Origin of the sequence: Xanthomonas arboricola pv. juglandis (assembly GCF_001013475.1) — a bacterium.
GTDB lineage: Bacteria > Pseudomonadota > Gammaproteobacteria > Xanthomonadales > Xanthomonadaceae > Xanthomonas > Xanthomonas arboricola.
Genome location: NZ_JZEF01000003.1, coordinates 891,591 through 917,616, shown reverse-complemented (window position 1 = coordinate 917,616; position 26,026 = coordinate 891,591). Strand labels below are relative to the sequence as shown.

Below are 26,026 nucleotides of genomic sequence, written 5' to 3'. Positions count from 1 at the left end.
ATCTCAGGCCTGCGTTCCACCAACGGTGATGCCGTCGATCAGCAGCGACGGCTGGCCGACGCCGACCGGCACGCTCTGCCCGTCCTTGCCGCACACGCCCACGCCTTCGTCCAGCGCCAGGTCGTTGCCGATCATGCGCACCTTCTGCATGGTCTCCGGGCCGTTGCCGATCAGCGTGGCGCCCTTGACCGGCGCGGTGACCTTGCCGTCTTCGATCAGGTAGGCCTCGGTGGCCGAGAACACGTACTTGCCGCTGGTGATGTCGACCTGCCCGCCACCGAAGTTGACCGCGTAGATGCCCTTTTTCACCGAGCGGATCATTTCCTGCGGATCGTGCTGGCCGGCGCGCATGTAGGTGTTGGTCATGCGCGGCATGGTCAGGTGCGCGAACGATTCGCGCCGGCCGTTGCCGGTCGGCGCCACGCCCATCAGGCGCGCGTTGTGGGTGTCCTGCATGTAGCCGACCAGCACGCCGTCTTCGATCAGCGTGGTGCACTGGGTGGATGTGGCCTCGTCGTCGATATTGAGCGAGCCGCGGCGACCATCCAGGGTGCCGTCATCGACGATGGTCACGCCGGGCGAGGCCACGCGCTCGCCGATGCGGCCGGCGTAGACGCTGGTACCCTTGCGGTTGAAGTCGCCTTCCAGGCCATGCCCCACCGCCTCGTGCAGCAGCACGCCGGGCCAGCCCGGGCCGAGCACCACCGGCATCACGCCGGCCGGTGCCGGAATCGCATCCAGGTTGACCAGCGCCTGACGCAGCGCTTCGCGGGCAAAGCCTTCCGGGCGGCCATCTGCGAACAATTCGGCATAGCCGTAACGGCCGCCGCCGCCGGAGTAACCGGACTCGCGCCGCCCGCCCTGCTCGACGATCACCTGCACGTTCAGCCGCACCAGCGGGCGTACGTCGGCGGCAAGCACGCCGTCGCTGCGTGCGATCAGCACCGTGTCCACTCCGCCGGACAGGCTCACCATCACCTGCTTGACGCGCGGATCGGCGGCGCGCACGTACTGGTCGATACGGCGCAGCAGATCGACCTTGGTCGCGCTGTCCATGTCGTCGATCGGGTCGGTGGCCGGGTACAGCGCACGGCCGTTGCCGCGCACCAGCGAGCGGGTGGATTGCGCGCCGCCCTCGCGCGAGATTGCGCGTGCGGACTGCGCCGCCTCCAGCAAGGCGTCGCGCTGGATGTCATCGGAATAGGCGAAGCCGGTCTTCTCGCCGGCAATCGCGCGCACACCCACGCCTTGTTCGATGGAATGCGCACCGTCCTTGACGATGCCGTCTTCCACGCTCCAGCTCTCGCGCCGCGAATGCTGGAAATACAGGTCGCCGAAGTCGATGCCCGGACCCAGCAGGGCGCCGAAGGTGCGGTCGAGATGGCCGGTGTCCAGGCCGGAAGGAAGCAGCAGCCGGGTTTCGGCCAGAGTGAGAGCGTTATCGGTCATGCAGTCAGGATGGGGCCCGCGCGCCGGGGAGACAAGTCGTTCGGCTGAACATGCGGCACGGCTATCATCGCGGGCCCATCGCCACGCCGACGCCCGCGCATGAAGCTCACCGCCCACGTCCTGGATGGCCATACGCTGGACATCCGCCCCGCCCCGCACGAGCGCGACTGGATGGACGCCACCGACCAGCGCTATGCCTACCGCTGCCTGCCGCTGGCGATCGCCAATGCGCATGGCTGGGAGCTGCTGTGCCAGGCCGGTTTCGAGGCCATCTGGGACGGGCGCGACAGCCTGGATGCGATCCGGATCGATGCCGGCGCCGCGTCACCGGCAATCAGCCACTTCGGCTACGGCGTGCTGACCTTCCACGTGCCCTGCCTGTTTCGCACCGATGCCGGCATGGATCTGTTCGTCACCGGGCCATTGAACCGGCCGAAGGACGGTATCGGCGCGCTGAGCGGCGTGGTCGAAACCGACTGGAGCCCGTACACCTTCACCATGAACTGGAAGTTCACCCGGCCCGGGAAGGTGCGCTTCGAGGCCGGCGAGCCGTTCTGCCATCTGTTCCCGCTGCCGCGCCAACTGATCGAACAGGTGCAGCCGCAGTGGAAGCCCTTGTCCGAGGCGCCGCAACTGGCGCAACAGCATGCCGACTGGACCGGCAGCCGCACGCAGTTCCTGCAGGAACTGCCGGATGCGCAGTCGGCCGCCGCGCGCGAGAAATGGCAGCGCGGCTATTTCCGTGGCGTCGCCGGTGCCGATCAGGCGCCGGTGCAGGGCCACCGTTCGCGCCTGCGTCTGCCGATGTTCGTGCGCGCCGATTGCGAGGGCGACAGCCCGCTCGACTGAGTGCATCGGTGCACGGGACGTGCCCGCTGACGCGCTTGCCGCGTTCGGTCGACTTGCCGCAAGGCCTGAGCGCCCGAGACGACTCAGCACCAGCACACCCCAGCGCGCCCGCAACCGGGCGCGTCAGCGTGGCGACCGACCTGGCATGCCTGGCGTTGCCGTGGGCGCGCCTTCTGCAGGCGGCTTGCCGGGCGCCCGCTCGCGCACTTCGCGTTCCACCACGTCCACCTGCGGATCCTTCCACGGCCCGGTGACGTGATAGGTCTTGGCGCCGATCGCCCCCAGCGGTTTGCCGAGCACCGCATTGGCGGCCGCGCCCACCGCCGCCCCGACCGGGCCGCCGGCCACGGCGCCAACCACGGTGAGCAGATTGCCGGCCTTGGGATTCACGTCCACGGTCTGGTCGAAGGTCTGCGCACGCAGGTCGGTCTGCCCCCGGATGGCGATGTCGGCGGCCGGGCCTTCGATGCGGATCGCATCGGTGCGTGCGAAGCCCTCGCCGAAGCGCACCTGGCCGTTCAGCTTATTGAAGGCCAGCCCCTTGGAGAAGAAATCGCGGAAGTCGAACATCAGCCGGCGCGGCAACTGCGCCACGCTGAGCAGGCCGAGCACGCGACCGGCACCGGGATCCACTTCCAGCAGTTGGCCGTTGCGCACGTCGATCTTGAGATCGCCATCCAGCGAACCGAGCGCAAACCCGGTCGGCGAGCCCTGCCAGCCGGCATTGAGTTCCAGTTGGCCTTCGCCGCCGCGCAGCTGGCCGCCCAGGGTGAGGTTCTGCAGCAGGTTGCCGAGATTGCGGCTGTCCACCCGTGCCGACAGCCGGGTGCTGGCGGAGTCGCCCTTGCCGCGCCAGGCGCCGGTCAGGCCGATGTTCTGGTCGTTGGTGCGCAGTTGCAGCTGGTCCACCTGCATGCCGTCGGTCAGCCGGCTGCTGCGCAGGGTGGCCGCGCCCAGGGTCATCTTGCCGACCTGCAGGTCGTCGATGTCCAGCGACAGCGGCGGGATCGAGACCGGGTCGAACTCGGCCACCGCGCGGCGCGCCGGTTCCGGCAAGGCACCGGCCAGCGGATCGCCCGGCTCGGGCGCGGCCGGCTCGGCCGGTGCGGCCACCGGCTGCCAGTGCACCGTGCTCAGCTTGCCCTGCACGGCGGCGCCATCGGCATTGGGCACGCTGAGCTGGCCGGCCAGCGATGGGCCGTCCAGGGTCACCGCCACCGCGTCGCGGGTCGGCCGCAGGCGCAGGCGCGTCTGCGGGAACACGCCGCCGATCATCAGCAATCGGTCGGCCTGCACATCCACCTGCTGCAGCGGCACGGCGTCCTGTTTCGGTGCTGCCGGCTGGCCCGGCAGTGGCGGCATGTCCGGCTCGCTGCTGCCGCGCGCCAGGCTGATCCAGTCGATCGCATCCAGCGAGGCAGTGCGGCCGGTGACCACCAGGCCGTTGGCGGGCGGCCGCTCGGTGACCGTGTCGGTGCCCATGACCACGCGCACGCCGGTCTGGTTGCCCTGGCTGCTGGCCTTGAGCGCAACCAGCTTGCCGAAGGCCACGTCGATGTCGCCATCGCCCACCGGCAAGGCCACCCTGACCTGCGTGTCCAAAGGCTGCGTGGCCGCCTTGTCCAAGGGTGCGGGCAAATCCAGGGTGGTGCCGACCAGCTGCGAGCGCAGCGTCAGCAACGCCTGCGCGTCGGCCTGCCCCGGCAAGGTCAGCGGCACGTCCACGCCCACCTGCCATGGTGCGCTGCCATGCACGTAGGGGCGCAACCATTCCATCTGCGGCGCGCGGTCGAACAGCTCTTTCGCATCCAGGGTGGCGCCAAAGCGCGCCTCGAAGGCCTGCTTGGGGTCCTGCACGAAGCCGCCGGCACGCAACGACAACTCGCCGCTGCGGCCCTGGTGCTGCACGCTCAGGCGCTCGGCGGCAAAGCCGCTGTCGCGGTACTCGGCCTGCCCGCTGACCTGGTCGAAGGCCAGGTTCCAGCGCGCATCGCCCAGCCTGGCGCCCTGCAGCGCGACCGTGCCCTGCAGATGACCGCCCACACCGCCGGTGCGCAGGGGCCGCAGCAGGTCGAAGCTCACCGCTGCCGGGCCGGACACCGTAAGGTTGCGCAAAGTATCCCCGTAGCGCTGCTCCAGCGGGCTCTTGCGCAGCATGCCCAGCAGCTGCGCGGCGTCAGCCCGGGTGGAGGCGCGCACGTAGAGCTCGGAGGTGGCGAAGCTGGAAATGCCCGCCTCCAGCGACGCGATCGGCGCACCGGCCAGCTCGCCCTTGCCCTGCAGGAAAAATCCGTTACCGATGAAGCGCAGATCGGCCTGCACCTGCTCCATCGCCGGCCAGTCCGGATTGAACGGGATCACGCCGTCGCGGATCTGGCCAAAGGCCTCGAACCGGCCGTCGTTGTTGTCGAACGGCCAGTCGTCCAGATCGCCGCTGACCAGGCCGGTGCCGCCGGTGATCACGCCACCGGCAACTGCCGTGTCTAGCCAGTCGATGGCCGCCTTGCTCATCTTGGAGCGGATCCAGAACTTGCGCGCCACCGGCAAGGCGACATCGTCCAGTTGCGTGGCCAGCTGGATGCGCGGGCGGCTGCCATCGTTCTGGAACCACAGCCCGCCGCGCACGCTGGCACCATAGTCCCTGGCCTGCACGCGCAACGCCGGCGTGGCGACCTGCCAGCCGGCACCGTCGCGCCAGCCCACGATGCTGCCGGCCAGCTGCAGCTCGTGCATAACTCCGAATCCGGTTGGCCAGTCGAAGCGCAGCGTGGCATCCGCTGCGGGGTCGAGCTGGATTGCCTGCGCATCGCCATCGATCCGGCCGCGCAGGCCGCTGATGCCCGGCGCATTGCCCACCGGCAGAAAGCCCAGTTCCTCGATCCGGCCCTGCGCGCGCACCGCTCCGCCCTGCTCGCCGGCGATCTGCAGATCGGCCAGGCGCAACTGCGGACGGGACAGGCTCAGCCAGCGCCGCAGGCCAGGCGACAGCTGCTCGCTCAAGGCGGCCGCCGCGATCAGGCCCGAGACATCGAGGTGTTTGCCCACCACCGCATAACGGCGCCCGCCGGCAATGCTCAGCCCGTCCAGCCGCTGCAGCCTGGCCGCCTGGCCCAAGCGCAGCAGCGGCGCATCCATGCGCCAGCCGCCGTCGATGGTCTGCCAGCGCGCGCGCGCCTGCAGCCGCTCCCACGCCAGCGTGCGGCGTGCGGTCTGCTCGGGCAATGCCGCGCCGGACAATCGCAGCTGCCGCAGATCGGCATCCACGGTGACCGCGGTGATCCGGCGCGCGCGCAGCTGCGCCCAGGCCTGCAGGCGTCCGGTGCCGCCATCCACGCGCATGCCGCCGAACTGCAGCAACGCCGCCCAGGCGGCCAGATCGGCCGGGTCGGCTTGCGCATAGGCGCTGCCGTCGCCGCTGTCGCGATCGAACGCGATCACCGTGGTCAACGGTGCGCGCTGCAGGTCGATCCAGGCGCGGCTGCCGACCTTCACGGTCGAGCCGTTGACGCGCAGGCGCAGGTCGATGCGCGGCAGCGTGGTATCCACGCCGATCGACGGCGCGGCCACGCGCAGGCGCGCCTCGGCCACCTTGATCTCGCCGAGCCGGCGCAACGCTTCCAACGGGTCCGAACGCCGCCCGGCCGGCAGGCCCTGCACCGACCACACGCCATCGTCGCTACGTTGCAGCGTCAGCGCCAGGCCACGCAGACGCACCTCGGTCAGCGAGTGGCCGGGCAACAGGCCGGCGTACATCGCCAGCAGGATTTCGGCCTGGCCCACACGCACCTCGCCATGCGGGCCGATCCGCAAGCCATCCAGCCGCAGCAACGGGCCGCGCCGGGTCCATTCGGTCTGCAGGCGATCGAACGCGATCGGCTGGCCGGCGCGCTCGCTCAGCCATGCGGCGATCTGCTGCGGCCGCTGCTCGGCCAACGGCAACGCCTGGCTGGCCGCACCCACCAGCAACGCGATCGCCACCAGCGCAAGCGCAGTGGCAGTGATCGCATAGCGGCGAAACAGACGGAGACGGCGGCGCAGCGGGGTGGGCATTAACGGCGGGGAATGGTGAATAGGGAATAGGGAATCGCAGGAGCACAAACCGCGCCGCGCACACGATCATCCATCCGCGCGCGCCGCCATTCTAAAGAGGTCACCGGCACCCCGCAGAGCGCCTTTCGCTCCACCCCGATTCCCGATTCCCGACTCTCCAATCCCGGACTCACAGCAGCACCACATCGAACTGCTCCTGCAGATACTGGTCGTCGGACTGGAAGCGGATGCTCTTGCCGAGGAATTCCTCGAGCTCGGCCACCGCGGCCGATTCTTCGTCGGTGATGCGGGCGACCACCTTCGACGAGGCGATCACCAGCAGCCGCGCCGCATCGAACTGGCGCACCGCGCGGGTGATCTCGCGGAAGATCTCGTAGGTCACCGTCTCGGCGGTCTTGATGGTGCCGCGCCCGCTGCACTGGCCGCAGGTTTCCGACAGCTGCCGCTCCAGGCTTTCGACGGTGCGCTTGCGGGTCATCTCGACCAGGCCCAGCGGCGAGAATTCGTACACGGTGGTCTTGGCATGATCGCGCGCCAGCGCTTTCTCCAGCGTGCGCAGCACCTGGCGGCGGTGCTCGGCATCGTCCATGTCGATGAAGTCGATGATGATGATGCCGCCCAGATTGCGCAGCCGCAGCTGCCGCGCCACTGCCTGCGCGGCCTCCAGGTTGGTGCGGAACACGGTCTCCTCGAGATTGCGCTGGCCGACGAACGAACCGGTGTTGACGTCGATGGTGGTCATCGCCTCGGTCTGGTCGATCACCAGGTAGCCGCCGGACTTGAGCGGCACCTGCTTGTTCAACGCGCGCCCGATCTCGTCCTCGACCCCGTACAGGTCGAAGATCGGCCGGTCGCCGGTATACAGCTCCAGCCGCTCGGCCAGCACCGGCATGTACTTGGCCACGAAGGCCTGCAACTGCACGAAGGTCTCGTTGGAATCGACCTTGACCTTCTCCACGTCACGGCGGATCAGATCGCGCACCGCACGCAACGGCAGGCTCAGGTCTTCGTAGATGATGCTGCACGGCGGCGCCTCGCGGCCGCGCCGCTCGACCACGTTCCAGACCCGCGACAGGTAGGCGATGTCCTCGGCCAGCGCCTCGGCCGGCTGGCCTTCGGCGTTGGTGCGGATGATGTAGCCGAAGCCGCCGTGCTGGGCCGAGACCTCGCTGACGATGGTCTTCAGGCGCAGCCGCTCGGCCTCGTCCTCGATCCGCGCCGACACCCCGACGATCTTGGATTGCGGCAGCAGCACCAGGTAGCGCGAAGGAATGCTGATCTGCGTGGTCAGCCGCGCGCCCTTGGTGCCGATCGGGTCCTTGACCACCTGCACCACGATCTCCTGCCCGTCGCGCAGCAGTTCCACGATCGGCACCGCGGCCGCCGGCGGCGGCGGGATCGGGGTCTCTTCGGTATCGACCACGCTGGCCGGCGCCGGCGCCGGGCGCACCACGTCGTTGGCGTGCAGGAACGCGGCGCGCTCCAGGCCCAGCTCGACAAATGCCGCCTGCATGCCCGGCATCACCCGTTGCACCTTGCCCTTGTAGATATTGCCGACCACGCCCCGGCGCCAGCCGCGCTCGATATGCAGCTCCTGCAGCATGCCGTTCTCGATCACCGCGACGCGGGTTTCGCGCGGGGTGACGTTGACCAAGATCTCTTCCGACATCAATGCGCTCCGAGGGCTGTGAGCAACTGCGAGGTGTGAAACAGCGGCAATCCCATCACGCCGGAATAGCTGCCGGACAGATGGCTGATAAAACGTTCGGCGCGGCCTTGGATTGCATACGCGCCGGCCTTGCCCATCGGCTCGCCGGACGCCACGTACGCGGCGATCTGCGCAGCATCGAGTGACGCGAAGGTCACCTCCGACACCACCAGCGTCTGCACCGGGGCGCGTTGCGCGCAGACTAGAACCACGGCCGTGAGTACCTGGTGGGTACGCCCGGACAGCAGGCTCAGCATGGCGATCGCATCGTCCGCATCGGCCGGCTTGCCGAATACCCGCTCGCCCAGCACCACCTCGGTATCGGAGCCGAGCACGATCGCTTCGGGGTCGCTGGCCTGCACCTGCGCCAGGCCGGCACGCGCCTTGTCCAGCGCAACGCGCTGCACGTATTGCGCAGGCGATTCGTCGGGCGCGCGCAGTTCGGGCACGTCCAGTTGCAGGGTCTGGAAAGGCACATCCAAGCGTTGCAGCAGTTCTTGCCGGCGCGGCGACCGGGAGGCGAGATAGAGCATCCGTCCAGCATACCTGTTGCTCCTCCCCGCCCGCTTGCCGATCCGGGCGGCAGTGGTCGCGTTCGACTCACAACATGTTCATCGAACCGGCAACACGCTTCCCCCACAGACAAGGAGATCTCATGCGTACCACCCTCAAACCGTTGTTGCTGGCCCTGTCCATCGCTGCCGGAACCGCCATGACCGCCCACGCCCAGACCGCTCCGAGCTACACCATTCCCAACGACGGCACCCTGCTCAACGTGTCGGCCGAAGCGGACGCCAAGCGCATACCGGACATCGCCACGCTGTCGGCCGGCGTGGTCACCCAGGCCGCCGACGGCAACGCCGCCATGCGCCAGAACGCCGACCAGATGAGCAAGGTCATGGCCGCGATCAAGGCCGCCGGCATCGCCGACAAGGACGTGCAGACCACCGGCATCAACCTCAGCCCGCAGTACACCTACAAGGAAAACGAGGCGCCCAAGATCAACGGCTACCAGGCCAGCAACACGGTCAGCCTCAAGGTCCGCGACATCTCGCGCCTGGGCAAGGTGCTGGACGCGCTGGTCGCCCAGGGCGCCAACGACATCAACGGCCCCAGCTTCTCGGTCGACCAGCCCGAACCGGCCTACGACGAGGCCCGCGTGGCCGCGCTGAAGAAGGCCCAGGCCCGCGCCGACACCTATGCCAAGTCGCTGGGCCTGAAGGTGCGCCGCATCGTCAGCATCTCCGAAGGCCGCAGCGGCGGCGGCGTGCGCCCGATGATGATGGCCGCCTCGATGCGCTCGGCCAAGGCCGAGATGGACACCCAGGTCGCCCCGGGCGAGAGCACCTTGTCGATCAACCTGGATGTGACGTTCGAGCTGGGTCGTTGACCTGACCGCAACCGCATTCGGTTTGCTTTCCAGACTGCCCTCCTCGAGGGCAGTTTTTTATTGGGCAAGCCAAAAGTTGTGTTGCCTCGCCTTGCGATGGCACCTACCCCGCTTCCGGCACGAGTCAGGCGTGCCAAATGTGTGCGGATCGATGCGACCGGGGCGAATCGACCAGCCGACCTCCAGCGCGTCGAAATCGCTTGTGCCCGCGCAGAGGTCGCGGTAAACCTACGCTACCGGATGGTGTAGTGCGTCCGGCTCGCGCTGGTCCTTTCCGCAGTTCCGTTGAGGAGGTGGATGATGGTTCGCACGCAATCGCAGGTTTCTTCCCGATCCACTGGCATCGACACGTCGCGCGTCCTGGCGATGAGCACGGCGGTGGCCTTGCATCTACTCGCCGGCGGGTTGTTGTTGATACCGCTCTCGTACCGGGCAATTCCGCAGCAGCCCGCACCGAAAGAACGCTGGGTCATGCCCATCACCATCGAGACGCCGCCGCCACCGGTGTTTCCGATCGAGGTGAAGTTCAAGCCGAAGGCAACGCATACATCGCCGACCACGGTGCCGGTGCAGGTGCAGACCCAGGTGATCAGTGAGCCCGCGGTGGTCGACAACGCAACGTTCGCCTTACCTGCGGTCTCGGAGGCGGCGTCTGACAGCGCGCCGGCGATTGCCGCGCCCAGCGGTCCGATCGAGGCAGGCCAGCTGCAGTATCTGAGCTCACCGGCGCCGAGTTACCCGGCGGCAGCGCTGCGTGCCGGGCAGCAAGGCACGGTGCTGCTGCGCGTGTTGGTCGGCACCGATGGGCGCCCGGCCGAGGTGAGCGTGCAGACCAGCAGCGGTCATCGCGCACTCGATCTGGCCGCACGTAGCCAGGTGCTGCGCAACTGGCGCTTCCAGCCGGCGATGCAGAACGGCCAGGCCGTGCAGGCCTACGGCCTGGTGCCGGTGAGTTTTTCGTTGAACTGATGCGTCATCACCTGCGGCGACCCGGATACCCGGTCGCCGCATGGTCTGGCGTTGCGCAGCCGGCTGCTGCGAGGCCACGGTTTCAGCCGTTGCATGCGCATCGTTGCAGTGCGCTTGCGTGCACGCGACGACGTGCGGTCTCGCGGATCGGGTTGAGGGTACGCCCGGCTACTTACCCGCACACCCATCTCGAAAGCGCAGCGGCGAGACGCGGCATACTGCCCTCGCGCATGCCGCTTAGGCGCGGTGGTACGGATGATTGGCCAGCATCGCCGCAGCGCGGTACAGCTGCTCGGCGACGATCAGGCGCACCAACATGTGCGGCAGGGTCAGCGGGCCGATCGACCAGCTTTCGCTGGCGGTTTTCAGCACCTCGGCGGCGTGCCCTTCGGGGCCGCCGATCAGGAACGCCAGATCGCGGCCCTGCCCGCGCCAGTGCTCCATGCGCTGGGCCAGCTGTTCCGAACTGAGCGGGCGGCCCGGGATATCCAGCGCAACCACGTAGGCGTTCTTGGGCAGTGCGGCGAGCACGCGGCGGCCTTCATCGTCGATGGCGCGTTGTGCATCGCGGCCCTTGCCACGCAGGCCGGGTTCGATCTCGACCAGCTCCAGCGGCATCCAGTGCGAAAGACGTTTCTGATATTCGGCAAAGCCCTGCGCCACCCAGGCCGGTGCGCGCTCGCCGGTAGCGATAAGTCGGCATTTCATGACGACATGATATCCGCGTCACAGCCTGGGCATCGGAACCGGGTCGATCACACCGGTGTCATGGTGCGGTTACAGCGGGCTTCTAGGGTCGGCGCACTACCCAGCCCGCAGGAGTCGTTCGATGCCGATTTTCGATCCCGCCCGCCGCCAGGTGCTCAAGGGCAGCGCTGCCGTGATGGCCGCCGGTGCGCTTGGCAGTTTGAGTGCGCTGCAGTCGCGCCAGGCCCAGGCCGCCAACAGTCCCTCGCCGCCGCTGCAACTTACCCCGGTGCCCAGCCGGTATGGCCCGCTCGCACCGGTCGCCGACCAGAGCACCGGACTGCCACTGCTACAGCTGCCGCGCAGTTTCAGCTACCGCTCGTTCGGCTGGAGCGGCGACCGCATGGACGATGGCCAGCCCTGCCCCGACCGCCATGACGGCATGGCCGTGGTCGGCCTGCGTCGGCCCGACTGGCGTCCGGGCAGCGACCCGTTGCGCGGCCTGGAATATGTGCTGATCCGCAACCACGAACGCGGTGCGACCACCCCGTTCCGCGCACCGGCGATGTACGACACCGGCATCGTCAGCGGCACCCAACTGGCCGGCGGCGGCACCACCACGCTGAGTTACGGCCGCCGCGGCTGGGGCAGTCTGGAGCCCAGCCTGGGCGGCACCCTGGTCAACTGCGCCGGCGGCCCGACCCCGTGGGGCACCTGGCTGAGCTGCGAGGAGATCAAGACCAATGCGGTATCCAGCACCGGCCGCAAGCATGGCTACGTGTTCGAAGTGGACCCGGACAGCAAGCGCACCACCGGCCGGCCGCTGGTCGGGCTGGGCCGCTTCAGCCACGAGGCAGTGGCGATCGATCCGCGTACCGGCATCGTCTATCTCACCGAGGACGATCGCAACAAGGCCGGTCTGTACCGCTTCATTCCCAACGACCGCCGTGGGCGCAATGGCTCGCTGGAAAACGGCGGCCGGCTGCAGGCCGCCCGCGTGCGCGGGCGGCGCAATGCCGATCTCACCGTCGCCAGCATCGGCCAGCAGTTCCAGCTGGAATGGGTGGACATCGAAGAGCCGGATCTGGACAGCATCGCCGCGCCGACCGGCTTTGCCGACATCGGCGCCAACGACACCCTGAGCGGGCCGTTCGCGCAGGCCTGGGCAAACGGCGCGCTGCGCATGAGCCGTGGCGAAGGCATCTGGTACAGCTACGGCAAGCTCTTCATCGTCGACACCAGCACCGGCGTGGATGCGCAGGGCCGGCGCGGTTACGGCAACGGCGCGGTATGGGTGCTGGACCTGTTCACCCAGCGCCTGAGCGCTCTGTTCGTCAGCGGCAATCAGCTGGCCGCGCACAACCCGGACAACGTCACCGTCAGCGCGCGCGGCGGCGTGGTGCTGTGCGAAGACGGCGGCGAAAGCCCGGACGAATACGGCCCCGGCGCGCGGCTGCTCGGGCTGACCCGCGGCGGCGAATCGTTCTATCTGGCCAAGAACAATGTGCAGCTCACCTCGCAGCAGATCGCCGATGCCGGCAAGACCATTGCCGAGGGCGACTACCGCGATACCGAGTTCTGCGGCGCCTGCTGGGATCCGCTGGCGCGCACCCTGTTCGTCAACATCCAGACCCCGGGCATCACCCTGGCGATCACCGGGCCGTGGGAGCGCGGGCCGTTGTGAACCTGTGGCCCTGAGCTGGCTGTCTTAGGCATAGGGCAACGGCCAGCGCTGCCGAACGGACCGGCCTCCGTTCGGCAGCGTCGCTCCGGCCGCCGGCACAACGCCACGCATGCACGCGCCCCGATTGCAGGGCTGGCAGTGTGTCCAGCCAAGGCTGCGCGCCGCGCGCGCGCGATGGCGGGTGTGCAAGCCGACAACCACCATAAAGACCGGGATCAGAACCAGGGCGCGTCGGGCGCGCCCGCCATGGCGCGCTGCCGCTTCAACCAGCGCTTGAACGATTGCGGGTCTTCCAGCTCGCGCAGGCCACGGCGCGCGTCCAGCAGGTCGTCTTCGACTTCGCGCTTGAGTTGGGCCATCAAACGGCCCAGTCGCTCCGGCTTGGGGCGCGACGGCAACTCCAGTCCGTATTCGGCGCAAAAGTCGTCCGACTGCTGCTGCACCTGCTGCTGCAGCTGCCTGCACTGCCGATCCAGCTCGCGGTTGTAGTCCTGCAAGCGCGCGGCGCTCATCGCATCCACGCCTTGCGCGTCCATCAGCCCGATCTCGGCCTGTAGTTCGAGCAGACCCAGCAGATCACCGGCCTTGTAGGCCGCGTTGAGCCGCTGCATCAGGATGGTGCGCGCGGCGTGGTCGTCGGCGCCCTTGGCGCGGTCCGGATGCAGATTGCCGGCCAGCTTGCGATAGAGCTCGCGCAACGGAGGCGGCTCGGCATTCTCCACCACTGCCTTGTGCTCGGCACGCTTGCGCCGTTGTGTGTGGCGTTGCTGTTGCTGCGCACGCTCCTGCTGCAGGCGCTCGCTGACGCGCTCGTAGAGCTGCTCGGGCGAATCGATGCCATCAAGCTCGTCGGCATCCAGCCCGTAGGCCTGGCCGAGGATCTGCTTCATCAGCGCATCGGATTCGGCGACTTCCTGATCGTAACCGGCTGCGCTGTGGCGGTCGTAGATTGGGCGCAGTGACTCATGGCCGGCCTCGATCAGCGGGGCGGCGATATCGCACAGCAATTCGGACAGGAAGGCGCGGTCGGCCTTACCCAGCTTGACCGTGGCATACGCATGGTCGAGCTCTTCGACCAGGGCGATGTCGGCCGCGCGGCGGTGGTCGAGCAAGGGCTGCAATTCGGCGTGGTAACGCTCGCGCCACTGCGACAGTGCAAGCTGCCAGGCCTGCAGGTCGGCACGATGCCGTTCCAGGTCGCGCAGCAATCGGTCGAAGCGCTTGCGTGCCGGCGACAGCGGCGCGCCGGAGGCGTGCGCGCCCTGGCTGCGCAGCTGTTGCAGCGCCTGCGAGGCAGGCGCGTCGGTCGGGGGTCGGGCATTGCGTGGCATGCCCGGCTCACTCACTCTTCGGGATCGGCTTCCGCGTCGTCCGGACGCTGGTCGCCCACCGTCCACAGACGCTCCAGAGCGTAGAACTCGCGCACGCGCGGCAGCATCACATGCACCACCACGTCGCCCAGGTCCACCAGCACCCACTCGGCCTCGCGCTCGCCTTCCACGCCCAGCGGCATCACGTCCAGCCGCTTGGCGAACTTGACCACTTCTTCGGCGATCGACTTCACATGGCGGGTCGAGGTACCCGAAGCGACCACCATGTAATCGCAGACGCTGGACTTGCCGCGCACATCGATCTCGACCACGTCCTTGGCTTTCAGCTCCTCCACGGCCTCGCGCACGGTGGCCAGCAGGGCCGGCACGGACGGCGGCGGATTCGGGATGGAGGTCTTGATGACTTGGGCTTGGGTGGTCAAAGCGGGCAACTCGATGGAATTGGCGTGAATTATAGGCCGGTCCGGCCGGCTGCGTGTTCAGCTAGTCGGCGGGGCGCAGCCATAGAGGCCTTCGTGCGCGATAAATGCCGCCACCGACGCCGGCACCAGCGCCTGCCAGTCACCGCCGCCGGCGATGCCCGAGCGCACCGCGCTGGCCGATTCGCCGCGCAACGGCTGCTGCAGCGACCACAGGCGGCCGGCCGGCGAGATGCCCAGCTCGCCCGCCCTGGCCGCCCAGCGGCCCTGCACTGCCGCGGCGAGCTGCGGCGCATCGGCAAGGTCCAGCGGCGTGCCCGGACGCGCGGCAATGACGAAATGCGCCAGTTCGAACAAGTCTTCCCACTGATGCCAGCTGCTCAGCCCCATGAAGGCATCGGCACCGAGCAGCCAGGCGATCGGTGTCGTGGGGCCGAGTTCGGCGCGCAGCGCGCGCAAGGTGTCGACGGTGTAGGACGGCGCACGGTCGCGGCTGGCGCGCTGCAGCTCGCGGGTGTCCAGCGCCAGCCCGGCGGTGTCGGCCAGCGCCAGCTCCAGCATGCGGGCGCGCTGCGCTGCGGTGGCGCCGGGTGCGGGACGGTGCGGCGGATCGGCGGCCGGTACCAGGTGCACCAGCGCGCCCAGTTCGTCGCGCGCGGCGCAGGCGATGGCGAGGTGGCCCAGGTGGACCGGATCGAAGGTGCCGCCGTAGTACAGGTGGAGCGGGGATTCGGGAATCGGGATTGGGGAATCGGAAGAGCGCGGAGCCGGTGCTGCCGGGCGGGAGTCGGTGGGCAGAGAGGTGGGGGCCGCAGCTGCGGCCTGGTCGGGGGTTGCGCTGCTTGGGGAGGCGGGTCGCGCGTCGCCGTTGGCGGCATCGCCGGCTTTCACGCCAGCAATCTCACCGCGCGGGATTCGGCCATGGCCACCAGCAGGCGTTCCAGGCCGACCCAGGGGTCGCCATCGGCGCGGCCCTTGGCCATGCGATCAACCCGCGAGGCTTCGGCGACGAAGCGCTCCCAGCGGCGTGGTTCGGGGTGCCGTTGCAGCGCGCGCTTGAACGGCGCCTGGCGTGATTCCCACAGGCCCTGCGCCTTCATTTCGGCAGCGAGGTTGCCGCCATTGGCCTGCACCTTGGCCAAGGACGCGGTGCGCAGCAGTTCCTTGATCAGGATCGGCATCAGCGCGGCCACCGCTTCGCCTTCGGCGCGCAAGCCGGCAAGCATGCGAATCGCTGCGGCCGGCTGCCCGGAGAACGTGGTTTCGGCCAGGCGGAACACGTCGTAGCGCGCAGCATCGGCGACCAGCGACTCCATCGCCTCCAGGTCCAGCACCTTGCCATCGGCCAGCAGCACCAGCTTGTCGATTTCCTGCGCGGCGGCCAGCAGGTTGCCTTCCACCCGCTCGCTCAGGCGCTGCACCGCCGCGGCGTCGGCACGCAGGCCGTGGCTGCGCAGGCGGCGCTCGATCCAGTCCGACAGCTCGTGCGGCTTGATCGCCCAGGCCACCGAAATGGTGCCGATGCGGCCGACCGCATCGGCCCATTTGCCCTGGTGCGCCTTGCTCCAGTCGTTGGCGGTGATCAACAGCACCACGTCCGGCGGCGGGTTGGCGCAAAAGCGGGTGATGACCTCGGCGCCGTCCTTGCCCGGCTTGCCGCTGGGCAGGCGCACTTCCACCAGCCGGCGCGGACTGAACAGGCTGGGCGCGTTGAAGGTCGCATCCAGCTGGTTCCAGTCGAACTCCCGGCCATCGGCGTCAAAGACCTCGCGCTCGCTGATGCCTTCGGCGCGCGCGCGTGCGCGTACCGCATCGGCCGCCTCCAGCACGCGCAAGGTCTCCGGACCGGCGATCAGGTAGACCGGCTGCAGCGGCTGATTGGACTGACCGGCGAGCTGTTCTGGGCGAAGTTCCATGACTACCTAAGTTCCATCACTACGAAGGCACACGCCACTGCACCGTCACGCACAAGACAGCGTCGGCAGCGATCGTCGGGGCATGCTCGTCGCGCAGCAAGCGCGACATGCGCCTGGCGCACGCCAATTCCGCACACCGTGCGCGGTTGCCCGGCAGATGCGCGGACGGGATGATCACCAGCTGCTCAGTTATTCGACGAAGACGCGGGCGGCAGCGAAGCCGGCACGCTCGATTCCGGCGTGGACGGCTGCACCGGCGGTGTGGTGGCCGGCTGCAGCGGCGCGCTTGGCGTGCTTTCCAGCGTCTCGCCGCGCTCCACACGCGCCCGCACGACGCTGTCGATGCGACGCAGGATCGATGCCGACATGTCCTTACGCAGTTCGTTGGCGAGGATCTCGCGCTCGGTCGCGGTGCCGGTGGCATCCACCGGTGGCGACACGTAGTCGCGCGACAGCTCGATCACCTGCTGCGGCACCAGCACCGAGCCGTTGGCGGTGGTGACGGTGAAGATGGCCGCATAGCGCAGGCTGTATTCCTGCGCGCGGCCCTGGCTGTCGATGGCGATCGGCAGATCGCCCCAACGCTCGGACAACACCTGCACCTGCGCAAAGCCGGTCTTGGCATCTTCGTCGGCCAGGGTGGCGCCGGCGGCCTTGAGACCACGCCGCAGCAACTTGGCCAGCTCGCTGTACTGCACCGCGGACTGCACCTTCACCGCGGGCGTGTCCGGCGGCAGCGCCAGCGAGTTGCGCAGATGGAAGCCGCAGGCGGTGAGGCTCGAGACCAGCACGAGGGACGCAGCGAAGGCAGTAGGAAATCGAATCATGGGCACAGTCTGGATGAGCGCCCCGGCGGCGGCAACAGGCGGCTAGCCTGCCCGACACCGCGTGAACGGGGCTTGAGAGGGCGCCGCGAAAAACGCGGCGCCCGGGAATGACAAACGCGTCGCCACGCGCCGGTGAAATGAATGACCACACGCCACTGCAGCAATCTCACTTGCGCGTCGCCAAGACGACCCGGCGAACGACCCGGTTCGGCAATGGCGACCCGACCGCTCGGCAACGATCAGCCCGCCACGATATTCACGATCTTGCCGGGCACGATGATGATCTTGCGCACGCTCAGCCCTTCCAGGAACTTGGCTGCGTTCGGCTCGGCCTGGGCCAGCGCTTCGATCTGCTCGCGTCCGACATCGGCGGCCACCTCGATGGTGCCGCGCAACTTGCCGTTGACCTGCACCGCCAGGGTCAGCGCGTCGCGCACCAGCGCAGCGGCATCGACCTGCGGAAACGCGACATCTTCCAGCAGCGTCTCGCCGTGGCCCAGCACCTGCCACAGGGTGTGGCTGGCGTGCGGGGTGATCGGGTTGAGCAGCAGCACCATCGCTTCCAGGGCTTCCTGGCGCACCGCACGGCCCTGCGCGCTGGCATCGTCGAACTTGGCCAGTGCGTTGGACAGTTCCATCACTGCGGCGATCGCGGTGTTGAAGCTGTGGCGGCGGCCATAGTCGTCGCTGACCTTGCCGATGGTTTCGTGGGTCTTGCGGCGGATCGCCTTCTGCTCGGCGCTCAGCGCGGCGGCATCCAGTGCAGCGGCGGCGCCCTCGCCCACATGCTTGTGCACCTGCACCCACAGCCGGCGCATGAAGCGCGCCATGCCATCGACGCCGGCCTCGTTCCACTCCAGCGACTGCTCCGGCGGGGCGGCGAACATCGAGAACAGCCGCACCGTGTCGGCGCCGTACTTGGCCACCATCGACTGCGGGTCCACGCCGTTGTTCTTGGACTTGGACATCTTCTCGGTGCCGCCGATGTGCACCGGCTGGCCGTCGGCGATCAGCACCGCGCCGGTGACGCGGCCGCGCTCGTCGCGCTGGATCTCCACGTCGGCCGGATTGATCCAGTCCTTGCCGCCGTTATCGGCATCGCGATAGAAGGTGTCGGCGATGACCATGCCCTGGGTGAGCAGGTTGGTCACCGGCTCGTCGCTGTCCACCAGCCGCGCGTCGCGCATGAGCTTGTGATAGAAGCGGAAGTACATCAGGTGCAGGATCGCGTGCTCGATGCCGCCCACGTACAGGTCGGCCGGCATCCAGTAGTTGGCGCGGCGGTCGACCATGTCGCGTGCGTTGGGGCTGGTGTAGCGCGCCACGTACCAGCTCGACTCCATGAAGGTGTCGAAGGTGTCGGTCTCGCGCTCGGCCGGGCCGCCGCAGTCCGGGCAGGTGGTCTGGCGCCAGGTCGGGTCGGTCTTGATCGGCGAACCGGTGCCGGCAAATTCCACGTTCTCCGGCAGCACCACCGGCAACTGGTCTTCTGGCACCGGCACCGCGCCGCACTTGGCGCAATAGATCACCGGGATCGGGCAGCCCCAATAGCGCTGGCGGCTCACGCCCCAGTCGCGCAGGCGGTAATTGACCCGGCGCTGGCCCTGGCCCTTGCGCTCGAAACGCTCGGCCAGTGCCTCGAAGGCGCCGCCGAAATCCAGCCCGTCGAACTCGGCCGAATTGATCAGCTCCAGCGGGCGGCTCTTGTCGGTGTACCAGTCGCGCCACTGGCTGGCGTCCCAGCTCTGCTCGTCGTCGTTGCGCGGCTCGCGCAGCTTGACCACCTGCACGATCGGCAGCTTGTACTTGTTGGCGAACTCGAAATCGCGCTGGTCGTGGCCGGGCACCGCCATCACCGCGCCGGTGCCGTAGCCCATCAGCACGAAGTTGGCCACCCACACCGGCACCTGCTCGCCGCTGATCGGATGCACCGCGGTCAGGCCGGTGGCCATGCCGCGTTTTTCCTGGGTTTCCAGCTCGGCTTCGGAAACGCCGCCGTGCTTGAGCGTTTCCAGCAGCGCGGCCAGCTCCGGATTGGATTTGGCCGCATGCAACGCCAACGGATGCTCGGCGGCGATCGACACGAAGGTCACGCCCATCAGCGTGTCCGGGCGGGTGGTGAACACGCGCAACGGGTCCAGCGGTGCGCCGTCGGTATCGCGCACGTCGAACTGGATCTCCAGCCCTTCCGAGCGACCGATCCAGTTGCGCTGCATGGTCTTGACCGAATCCGGCCAGCCGTCCAGCTGGTCCAGGCCGTCGAGCAGTTCCTGCGCGTAGTCGGTGATGCGCAGGAACCACTGCGGGATCTCGCGTTTTTCCACCAGCGCGCCGGAGCGCCAGCCGCGGCCGTCGATGACTTGTTCGTTGGCCAGCACGGTCTGATCGATCGGGTCCCAGTTCACCACCGCGTTGCGGCGATAGGCCAGGCCCTTGCGCATCAGCCGGGTGAACATGCGCTGCTCGTGCACGTAGTACTCGGGCGTGCAGGTGGCGAACTCGCGCGACCAGTCGATCGCATAGCCCAGCGATTTGAGCTGGCCGCGCATGTGGTCGATGTTGGCGTAGGTCCACTTGGCCGGCGCAGTCTTGTTCTTGATCGCCGCGTTTTCCGCCGGCAATCCGAACGCGTCCCAGCCCATCGGCTGCATCACGTTGTGGCCGGTCATGCGCTTGTAGCGGCTGACCACATCGGAGATGGTGTAGTTGCGCACATGGCCCATGTGCAGCGCACCGGACGGGTACGGCAGCATCGACAGGCAATAGAACTTCGGCTTGTCCGAAGTTTCGTCGACCTGGAAGGCGCGGGTGGCATCCCAGAACTGCTGGGCGGAGGTTTCGACCTGCTGCGGGTCGTAGGCGTTCGGTTCGACGGTGGACATTGGGAGCGGATGCTCGGGCGGTGCAAAGCGGTACAGGGTACCGCAGTGCAGCAGGTGGACCAAACCGTTACTGCGGCGCCAACGGCTTCGGCGGCCAGATCCAGCCCGCCACCGCCAGCCAGCCGACCCAGGCCAGGAACGCCAGCCGTTGCGCAATGGCCTGGCGCACCAGGCCGGGCGGCCCGAACGCCAGCACCGCCACCAGCAATCCTGCCGCCAGGCTCAACCAGGCCAGGGTGCGGGTTGCGGCATCGTTGAGCAGCGCGGCGGCAATCAACAACATGCCCGGCACGAACGCCACGGCCCACAACAACCAGGCGGTGGCATGGGCCTGGCTGGCGCGGCCATCCAGATCGGTGGGGTCCAGCGGCAGCATGCCCATGCCCAGAAAGGCCAGGCCGGCCAGCACGATCAACTGCCCGCCCACGCGCAGACTCCAGCTGGCCTTGGCCGGCATGCGCGCCAGCAGACTCACCCCGGTGGCCATGCCCAGCGCGCCCACCAGCACGAACGCGACCAGATTGAAGCCCAGCGCATGCGGCACGCCCTGCGCGCCCAACAGCGCCACCGGATGGCTGGCCTGCAGATAGCCCGGCAGCGTGACGCCGAAACCGGCCAGCGCCAATACGAAAACTGTTGCGGCGATCAGGCCCATGTAGCGCCGTGCGCGCTCGGTGGTTGCCATTGGCTTACTCCAACACGGGGCGCGAAGCGCCGCCAGGACGCGGCATTGTCGTGCCGGTCGGGCGCGGCGTGAACCCCCGACGCTCACATGGCCATGCGGAAGGCGCCTGACCTGGGCACGTGCGCGCGTGTCATTGCCGCTAGGCTTGTGTCAGCCGGGTTTGCCACCATTACCTCCCACTGTCGCCGTACTTAACTTCTGGAAGCCCATGTCCGACAAGCCGCATGTATTCGATGCCACCACCGACACCTTCGAGACCGAAGTCCTGCAGAAATCGTTGACGACACCGGTCCTGGTGGACTTCTGGGCCACCTGGTGCGGCCCCTGCAAGTCGCTGACGCCCATCCTGGAAAAGCTGGCCGGCGACTACAACGGTGCGTTCGAGCTGGGCAAGGTCGACGTGGATAAGGAACAGCAGATCGCCGCGGCGTTCCAGATCCGCTCGGTGCCGACGGTGTTCCTGGTCAAGGGCGGCGAGATCGTCGACGGCTTCCCCGGCGCGATGCCGGAAGCCCAGGTGCGCGAATTCCTGACCCAGCACGGCGTGCTGCAGGCCGAGCCGCAGGTGGCCGAAGAGGTGCCGCTGGCGCCGCTCGACCCGCAGGCGCAGGCCGCGGCGCTGCGTGAAGCGGTCGCCGCCGAACCGGACAAGGACGAACTCAAGCTGGACCTGGCGCTGGCGTTGCTCAAGACCGGCGACACCACCGAAGCCGAGCAGTTGATCGATGCCCTGCCCGCCAATCTGGCCACTGACGACCGCGCGGTGCGCGCCAAGGCGCGGCTGAGCTTTGCCAACGTCCTCAAGGACGCCCCGGACGCCGGCGCCTTGCAGGCCGCCGTGGATGCCAACGGCGCCGACCTGCGCGCCCGTCACCTGCTCGGCGTGCGCCACCTGCTCGACGGCAACGACGAAGCGGCGTTGGAGCAGTTCCTGGAAATGCTGCGCCAGGACCGCAGCTTCGACGACAACCTGCCGCGCCGTAGCCTGATCGATGCCTTCCGCGTGATCGAGGACGAAGACCTGGTCGGCCGCTATCGTCGCAAGATGTCGGCGCTGGTGTTCTGATAGCCGATGGCACTGCGGCGCCAGATGGACACGTAGGAGCGGACCTGGCTGCGACCAGGCACGAGTGCCGGTCGCCAACCGAGCTTCCCTCGCAAGGCTGCGTCGCGGCCAGGTACGCTGCTACGACCAGCGGCCGCCAGACCGAGGCGCATGGTTGACGCCCCCTCTCCATACGCATGCGAATGTTATGCTGCGCACTTCCCTTGCCAAGGAAACAGGCCCGCATGCGCGCATCGCTGTTCAAGTTAGGCATCAATCTGTGGCCGCCGTTCTTGTTCGCCGGCATCCGTGTCACCGTGCTCTCGGCCGACTACCGTTTTGCGCGGGTGGAGCTGCGCCAGCGCCCATGGAATCGCAACTATGTCGGCACCCATTTTGGCGGCAGCCTGTTTGCGATGACCGACCCGTTCTGGATGCTGCTGACCATGCACAACCTGGGCCGCGACTACTACGTGTGGGACAAGGCCGGCAGCATCGAATTCGTCAAGCCCGGGCGCGGCACGGTAACGGCGGATTTCGTCATCGACGACAGCGTGCTGGCGCACTTGCGCGAGGCCACCGCAAACGGCGAGAAACATCTGCGCTGGTTCGAGAACACGGTCTACAACCGCGACGGCGAAGTGGTCGCACAGGTCCGCAAGCAGCTCTACGTCAAACGCAAGCCGGCCCGCTGAGGATGACGGCAGTGACGCTGCCATGCCAGCTGATGCGGCGATGCATGCTTCGCTCGCCTCGCCGCTCACGCAACGGATGATGCCGGAGCGAAACCTGCACGCCCTCACGACCAGCTGCAGTTGCCGCAGCAGGAACCGCGGCGTCCGCACCGCGCCAACGAAAAACGATCTGAAACTTTCATACGCAATGGGCAGCGACGCCTTACTGCCGACCGCCTTCATATCGGCGGCAACTTCCTAGGCGGCGTTTGCACCGAACGCTTCAATACGCTCCTGCAAACGGCCATCCGCCCATTGCACGTCTTCCGCCTGCATCGCGAGCTGCTCGTCCGACGGCTCTGCAAACGGGCAATCCTTCAGACCTGCATGCAATTGCGCCTTCAGGGGTTCGCAAGCGGCGCCACAACGCGCTGCGCAAGACCGCTGCGTCGCCAAAGAAGAAGCCACCTGCTGGTCGCCTGGATGCCGTCCAACGCGATGCTGGCGCTCCGCGCACTCAGATGCAGCGCGGGAGGATTCGCCCGCTTCCGGACGCCACGGCCCGGTCTTGGCGGCGAATCATTCGCCTGACCCGAGCAGTGTCACTGTCAGCGCCCAATCACCGCAAAAAAAGCGCGAATCGCCGGCGCAACGCACGAAGCGCAAGCCTGACGTAACTCGCTAAATACGCACGCTTGCCTGTTTACTCAAGTCAGCTATGAAGGCTGTAGTGGCCACACGGGTTTCGGCACCTCAGGTCATACCCGTCTCGAATGACCATCGCGTGGTGCGGTCCGTTGCGGAAGTCCTGAAGCGCAGCACCTGTGTTGGCCTGCACCCACGTCGACCTGCTCGCCATGGACGCGCATCCGGGAGACTGCTGACGAGACAGAGACCGGCCAACGGCCGAACTCCAGCGCCTTCAAAAAGACCGCTTTCTGTCACGTACGCCACATTGATGCGGACCAAGCGCCGTTTCGGAACCTCATTTGGTTCGCGTACGGCGATATAAAATCTGCTGTGCAGACAGGCGGCATAGGGCTCTGGTAGTTCAATTCTCGCGCAGTGCATTCACCACCTCGCCTCCATCAATACCGGCAGGCTCAGGATTACACCAGGAACCTCGCCAAGGGTGGAAGGTTCTACGGCATCTGCGATGCAATCCCATGCGATGCGCACCAATCGTCTGGTACGCAAGCAATCTATCTGCCGTATCCAGGTCAGGAGATATCCCGATGAAGTCATCCGCATCCGTCGATCCTGCCAGCCGCAGTGCGAGGACGCACTCGCCTGAGATTCAGGAAACAGAGCTCGCCATTGCCTCCACCTCTGCGACGGTCACCCCGCACTCCGCGCCTGATCCCGCACTCAGCCCACTTGGGCGCGCGCCCGTCAGGCGCAGTAGCGGAACCACGTTAGGGGCGCTGCTAGCCAGGCCCGAGCAAGACGCACAGGCCCTCGCTCCGCAGCCGGTCACCTCATCGACTGCAACCAGGGCGACGCTGGCACGGCTTCGTCAGCGGTTGGCCTCGGACAATGCACGCGCAATCGCACCGGACTTGGCGGCCGATCTGATCAGCAGGCTCAGGCCGATGAAATCGCCCGGCACCACGGGTGCGCAGGCACGCGCGGCCACGCATGCGGACCTGGTCAGCCGCATCAGCGAACAAGATGTAAGCGATTGGTACAAAGCGCAGGGGCTGAACGAAAACGACGTGGCCACCCTGCGCCGCACCGCGCTGCTCTCCGGCATGCCCAACCCGAGCGGCAGCTTCCTCACCAATACCATGCAGTACATCGTCTCGCCGTGGATCAACTATGCGACACGCCAACCTTGGGCCGGCGCTGGGTTCGGCCTGGCGACCATGCTGGTCGCCGCACCTGTGAATGCCGGCCAACAATCGGCGGTTGTCAGCCTATGCGAGTCGATTCGCGAACGCGGCGCTCACGTCATCGTGCCGGACAAGAAGCAGATCAATGACAAGCACTGGCTCCCCGAACTGGCAAGCGCCCTCGAGGAAAAGATCGAAACGTTCGCCAACGCCTGCGACAGGTTTCGCGAGATTCAGCGTGACCCAAATTCCCCACACGCAGAACGCGCGGCGGCAGCCGAGGTCTTGCTAACAGCAGAGAAGGAGCTGCACCAGGCCCAGCATGATTTCGTCATGACCCAGGGCGCGCACGATCGCCAGTGGCAGGGCAACCGCTGGCAGGCCATTCCACGCATCTTGCGTTCGCCGGTCGGCAGCACGCTGGGGCTGCTCAGCAAGACAGGCGCGATGCGTGCGCTGTCGCCGACGGCGCAGACCGTTGGCGCGATGTTGATGACGGCTGCGCAACATGTGGCCGCCGGTTTCGACGAGCAGGCCAAGCAGGAAGCCAACAACAAGCTCAACCTGTTGTACGCCGACGTACTGACCACCGCAGGCAAGCAGAAGCTGGCCAGCGGCACGGCGGTCAGCGCAGAAGACATCAAGGCCGACAAACTACGCAGCCTGATCCAGTCGCCCACACAAGCCCTGGTCAAGCGCGTCACCGCCGGGGTCGCCGAGCTGGAGAAGCTGCTGGCGGATGCGGTGACAGCAGAGGATACGCAGCATGGCGCAATCACGGCAGACGACCGCGACATCGAAGCCGGCGACGCCAGCAAGGCAATGCAGGACCTGCGCTTGCTGCGCAACGACCTTGAGGCTTTGCGTGAGGGCAGGCTCGACGAAATCGACCCGAACGGCACCGCATCCAAGCTGCTTATCGGTGCCGAAAAATCCGTGCTGTCGCAGCAGCTGTTCAACGATATCGCCAAGAAATACAACTATCTCGAGTTCACCGCGCAAACCGCACAGCGCATCGGCCAGATGTTCCATCTGGTCTTCCTGGGCAGCGCCGCATCCTCGGTGATCAGCAAACTCGTTTCGGCCCCCCAGGGCGGGACCCGCAATGTTCCGGTCGCGCAAAGCCTGGCGGTGTCGGCGATATCCGGGGGCATGGCCACCGTTGGCGCCCTGAACCAGCACACCGCCATCACCATCAAGAACAACCGTCGCGAGGGAAGCACCGACATCGGGCTGGGCAAGCAGGTAAGCCGCGGCGTCATGGGCGCGATGCATGAAACGCTCTCCCAGCGCCGTGCGACCAAGGCCAGCAAGGCAGTCAACGCCTTGTTGGAGGGCAATGACGTTGAAGCGCTGCTAGCAGCGGCAAGAGCGTTGCCTGCGCAGGAGGCAAGCGCCTCTTCCAGCCAGCCACAGGGTTCGCCATCGACATCCAAGGCGGCAGGACCGAGCCGGGAACATGTTTCGGCCCCGAGTAGCCCGAACCGATCGAGGCTGGGGCAGACGAACGACGAGATAACGCGGTCCAAGAGTGCTCGGAACTTGGGGGTGGAACTCCACAAGTTCGCGCGCATGGCCGGCAAACACTCCAAGGACTTGGTGTGAGGTGATCATCCGGCATGTTGCAGG

Annotated in this window: 20 protein-coding genes and 1 pseudogene; 8 read left to right on the top strand and 13 right to left on the bottom strand. The window is 67.5% G+C overall.

Annotated features, from left to right (window positions below):
• Positions 1–3 precede the first annotated feature (3 nt).
• The gene (gene tldD / locus XARJCFBP2528_RS14680; protein WP_016904885.1) at positions 4–1,449 is read right to left on the bottom strand and encodes a metalloprotease TldD; all 1,446 of its coding nucleotides are present in this window, start codon (positions 1,447–1,449) and stop codon (positions 4–6) included.
• 99 nt (positions 1,450–1,548) lie between these two features.
• On the opposite strand from tldD, the gene XARJCFBP2528_RS14675 reads away from it, so the two are divergent.
• Positions 1,549–2,298 (top strand): DUF6065 family protein, encoded by a 750-nt coding sequence (locus XARJCFBP2528_RS14675; RefSeq protein WP_016904886.1) that lies wholly within the window; start codon positions 1,549–1,551, stop codon positions 2,296–2,298.
• 123 nt (positions 2,299–2,421) lie between these two features.
• Here XARJCFBP2528_RS14675 and XARJCFBP2528_RS14670 read toward each other — a convergent pair whose 3' ends face one another.
• The 3 genes from XARJCFBP2528_RS14670 to XARJCFBP2528_RS14660 all read right to left on the bottom strand — a co-directional run bounded on the left by XARJCFBP2528_RS14670 (position 2,422) and on the right by XARJCFBP2528_RS14660 (position 8,589).
• The gene (locus tag XARJCFBP2528_RS14670) at positions 2,422–6,348 is read right to left on the bottom strand and encodes a YhdP family protein (protein ID WP_047124819.1); all 3,927 of its coding nucleotides are present in this window, start codon (positions 6,346–6,348) and stop codon (positions 2,422–2,424) included.
• Between the two features lie 169 nt (positions 6,349–6,517).
• Positions 6,518–8,017, bottom strand: coding sequence for a ribonuclease G (gene rng, locus XARJCFBP2528_RS14665; RefSeq protein WP_016903751.1), 1,500 nt, complete (start codon positions 8,015–8,017; stop codon positions 6,518–6,520).
• The gene (locus XARJCFBP2528_RS14660; protein WP_016903752.1) at positions 8,017–8,589 is read right to left on the bottom strand and encodes a Maf-like protein; all 573 of its coding nucleotides are present in this window, start codon (positions 8,587–8,589) and stop codon (positions 8,017–8,019) included. Before XARJCFBP2528_RS14660 ends, rng begins: the two co-directional genes overlap by 1 nt.
• A 122-nt stretch (positions 8,590–8,711) precedes the next feature.
• On the opposite strand from XARJCFBP2528_RS14660, the gene XARJCFBP2528_RS14655 reads away from it, so the two are divergent.
• Positions 8,712–9,446, top strand: coding sequence for an SIMPL domain-containing protein (locus XARJCFBP2528_RS14655; protein WP_016903753.1), 735 nt, complete (start codon positions 8,712–8,714; stop codon positions 9,444–9,446).
• 233 nt (positions 9,447–9,679) lie between these two features.
• Here XARJCFBP2528_RS14655 and XARJCFBP2528_RS24180 read toward each other — a convergent pair whose 3' ends face one another.
• A complete protein-coding gene (locus XARJCFBP2528_RS24180; RefSeq protein ID WP_230673942.1) occupies positions 9,680–9,919 on the bottom strand; it encodes a hypothetical protein in 240 nt (79 codons plus the stop codon).
• Here XARJCFBP2528_RS24180 and XARJCFBP2528_RS14650 point away from each other — a divergent pair.
• A complete protein-coding gene (locus XARJCFBP2528_RS14650) occupies positions 9,807–10,415 on the top strand; it encodes an energy transducer TonB (protein ID WP_411758010.1) in 609 nt (202 codons plus the stop codon). The two genes, XARJCFBP2528_RS24180 and XARJCFBP2528_RS14650, sit on opposite strands and share 113 nt — an antisense overlap.
• A gap of 237 nt (positions 10,416–10,652) precedes the next feature.
• Here XARJCFBP2528_RS14650 and rlmH read toward each other — a convergent pair whose 3' ends face one another.
• Positions 10,653–11,123, bottom strand: coding sequence for a 23S rRNA (pseudouridine(1915)-N(3))-methyltransferase RlmH (gene rlmH / locus XARJCFBP2528_RS14645; RefSeq protein WP_016903756.1), 471 nt, complete (start codon positions 11,121–11,123; stop codon positions 10,653–10,655).
• 121 nt (positions 11,124–11,244) lie between these two features.
• Between rlmH and XARJCFBP2528_RS14640 the strand changes: the two genes are divergently transcribed.
• Positions 11,245–12,786, top strand: a complete 1,542-nt coding sequence (locus XARJCFBP2528_RS14640) for an alkaline phosphatase PhoX (protein ID WP_016903757.1) — start codon at positions 11,245–11,247, stop codon at positions 12,784–12,786.
• 215 nt (positions 12,787–13,001) lie between these two features.
• Here the strand turns inward: XARJCFBP2528_RS14640 and XARJCFBP2528_RS14635 are convergent, their stop codons facing one another.
• The 7 genes from XARJCFBP2528_RS14635 to XARJCFBP2528_RS14605 form a co-directional block, all read right to left on the bottom strand.
• Positions 13,002–14,117 (bottom strand): J domain-containing protein, encoded by a 1,116-nt coding sequence (locus XARJCFBP2528_RS14635; protein WP_016903758.1) that lies wholly within the window; start codon positions 14,115–14,117, stop codon positions 13,002–13,004.
• An 11-nt stretch (positions 14,118–14,128) separates the two neighbouring features.
• On the bottom strand, positions 14,129–14,539 hold the full coding sequence (gene rsfS / locus XARJCFBP2528_RS14630; protein ID WP_016903759.1) for a ribosome silencing factor: 411 nt from the start codon (positions 14,537–14,539) through the stop codon (positions 14,129–14,131).
• Between the two features lie 57 nt (positions 14,540–14,596).
• Positions 14,597–15,427 carry a nicotinate-nucleotide adenylyltransferase gene (gene nadD / locus XARJCFBP2528_RS14625; RefSeq protein ID WP_016903760.1) on the bottom strand — a complete coding sequence of 277 codons (831 nt, stop codon included), beginning with the start codon at positions 15,425–15,427 and terminating at the stop codon, positions 14,597–14,599.
• Positions 15,424–16,452, bottom strand: a complete 1,029-nt coding sequence (gene holA, locus XARJCFBP2528_RS14620) for a DNA polymerase III subunit delta (RefSeq protein WP_016903761.1) — start codon at positions 16,450–16,452, stop codon at positions 15,424–15,426. The genes nadD and holA overlap by 4 nt, the downstream gene beginning before the upstream one ends.
• A 185-nt stretch (positions 16,453–16,637) precedes the next feature.
• A complete protein-coding gene (locus XARJCFBP2528_RS14615) occupies positions 16,638–17,279 on the bottom strand; it encodes an LPS-assembly lipoprotein LptE (RefSeq protein ID WP_024939734.1) in 642 nt (213 codons plus the stop codon).
• Between the two features lie 239 nt (positions 17,280–17,518).
• Entirely contained in the window at positions 17,519–20,161 is a 2,643-nt protein-coding gene (gene leuS / locus XARJCFBP2528_RS14610) for a leucine--tRNA ligase (protein ID WP_016903764.1), read from the bottom strand.
• Positions 20,162–20,228: 67 nt separating this feature from the next.
• Positions 20,229–20,846 carry a DUF998 domain-containing protein gene (locus tag XARJCFBP2528_RS14605; protein ID WP_016903765.1) on the bottom strand — a complete coding sequence of 206 codons (618 nt, stop codon included), beginning with the start codon at positions 20,844–20,846 and terminating at the stop codon, positions 20,229–20,231.
• A gap of 208 nt (positions 20,847–21,054) precedes the next feature.
• Here XARJCFBP2528_RS14605 and trxA point away from each other — a divergent pair, with 208 nt between their 5' ends.
• From trxA to xopN, 4 genes and pseudogenes are all read left to right on the top strand, one after another.
• On the top strand, positions 21,055–21,912 hold the full coding sequence (gene trxA / locus XARJCFBP2528_RS14600) for a thioredoxin (RefSeq protein WP_016903766.1): 858 nt from the start codon (positions 21,055–21,057) through the stop codon (positions 21,910–21,912).
• Between the two features lie 224 nt (positions 21,913–22,136).
• Positions 22,137–22,586, top strand: a complete 450-nt coding sequence (locus XARJCFBP2528_RS14595) for a DUF4442 domain-containing protein (RefSeq protein ID WP_016903767.1) — start codon at positions 22,137–22,139, stop codon at positions 22,584–22,586.
• 22 nt (positions 22,587–22,608) lie between these two features.
• Positions 22,609–23,078: pseudogene (locus tag XARJCFBP2528_RS22675) on the top strand (hypothetical protein); the annotation flags it as partial.
• Between the two features lie 722 nt (positions 23,079–23,800).
• Positions 23,801–26,002 carry a type III secretion system effector XopN gene (xopN, locus tag XARJCFBP2528_RS14585; protein WP_039512207.1) on the top strand — a complete coding sequence of 734 codons (2,202 nt, stop codon included), beginning with the start codon at positions 23,801–23,803 and terminating at the stop codon, positions 26,000–26,002.
• The last annotated feature ends 24 nt before the right edge of the window (positions 26,003–26,026 follow it).

Coding starts and splice junctions, on each gene's coding strand:
- tldD (WP_016904885.1), bottom strand. CDS start 1,449: ATGACCGATAACGCTCTCACTCTGGCCGAAACCCGGCTGCTGCTTCCT.
- XARJCFBP2528_RS14675 (WP_016904886.1), top strand. CDS start 1,549: ATGAAGCTCACCGCCCACGTCCTGGATGGCCATACGCTGGACATCCGC.
- XARJCFBP2528_RS14670 (WP_047124819.1), bottom strand. CDS start 6,348: ATGCCCACCCCGCTGCGCCGCCGTCTCCGTCTGTTTCGCCGCTATGCG.
- rng (WP_016903751.1), bottom strand. CDS start 8,017: ATGTCGGAAGAGATCTTGGTCAACGTCACCCCGCGCGAAACCCGCGTC.
- XARJCFBP2528_RS14660 (WP_016903752.1), bottom strand. CDS start 8,589: ATGCTCTATCTCGCCTCCCGGTCGCCGCGCCGGCAAGAACTGCTGCAA.
- XARJCFBP2528_RS14655 (WP_016903753.1), top strand. CDS start 8,712: ATGCGTACCACCCTCAAACCGTTGTTGCTGGCCCTGTCCATCGCTGCC.
- XARJCFBP2528_RS24180 (WP_230673942.1), bottom strand. CDS start 9,919: ATGACCCAGCGTTCTTTCGGTGCGGGCTGCTGCGGAATTGCCCGGTAC.
- rlmH (WP_016903756.1), bottom strand. CDS start 11,123: ATGAAATGCCGACTTATCGCTACCGGCGAGCGCGCACCGGCCTGGGTG.
- XARJCFBP2528_RS14640 (WP_016903757.1), top strand. CDS start 11,245: ATGCCGATTTTCGATCCCGCCCGCCGCCAGGTGCTCAAGGGCAGCGCT.
- XARJCFBP2528_RS14635 (WP_016903758.1), bottom strand. CDS start 14,117: ATGCCACGCAATGCCCGACCCCCGACCGACGCGCCTGCCTCGCAGGCG.
- holA (WP_016903761.1), bottom strand. CDS start 16,452: ATGGAACTTCGCCCAGAACAGCTCGCCGGTCAGTCCAATCAGCCGCTG.
- XARJCFBP2528_RS14615 (WP_024939734.1), bottom strand. CDS start 17,279: ATGATTCGATTTCCTACTGCCTTCGCTGCGTCCCTCGTGCTGGTCTCG.
- leuS (WP_016903764.1), bottom strand. CDS start 20,161: ATGTCCACCGTCGAACCGAACGCCTACGACCCGCAGCAGGTCGAAACC.
- XARJCFBP2528_RS14605 (WP_016903765.1), bottom strand. CDS start 20,846: ATGGCAACCACCGAGCGCGCACGGCGCTACATGGGCCTGATCGCCGCA.
- trxA (WP_016903766.1), top strand. CDS start 21,055: ATGTCCGACAAGCCGCATGTATTCGATGCCACCACCGACACCTTCGAG.
- XARJCFBP2528_RS14595 (WP_016903767.1), top strand. CDS start 22,137: ATGCGCGCATCGCTGTTCAAGTTAGGCATCAATCTGTGGCCGCCGTTC.
- xopN (WP_039512207.1), top strand. CDS start 23,801: ATGAAGTCATCCGCATCCGTCGATCCTGCCAGCCGCAGTGCGAGGACG.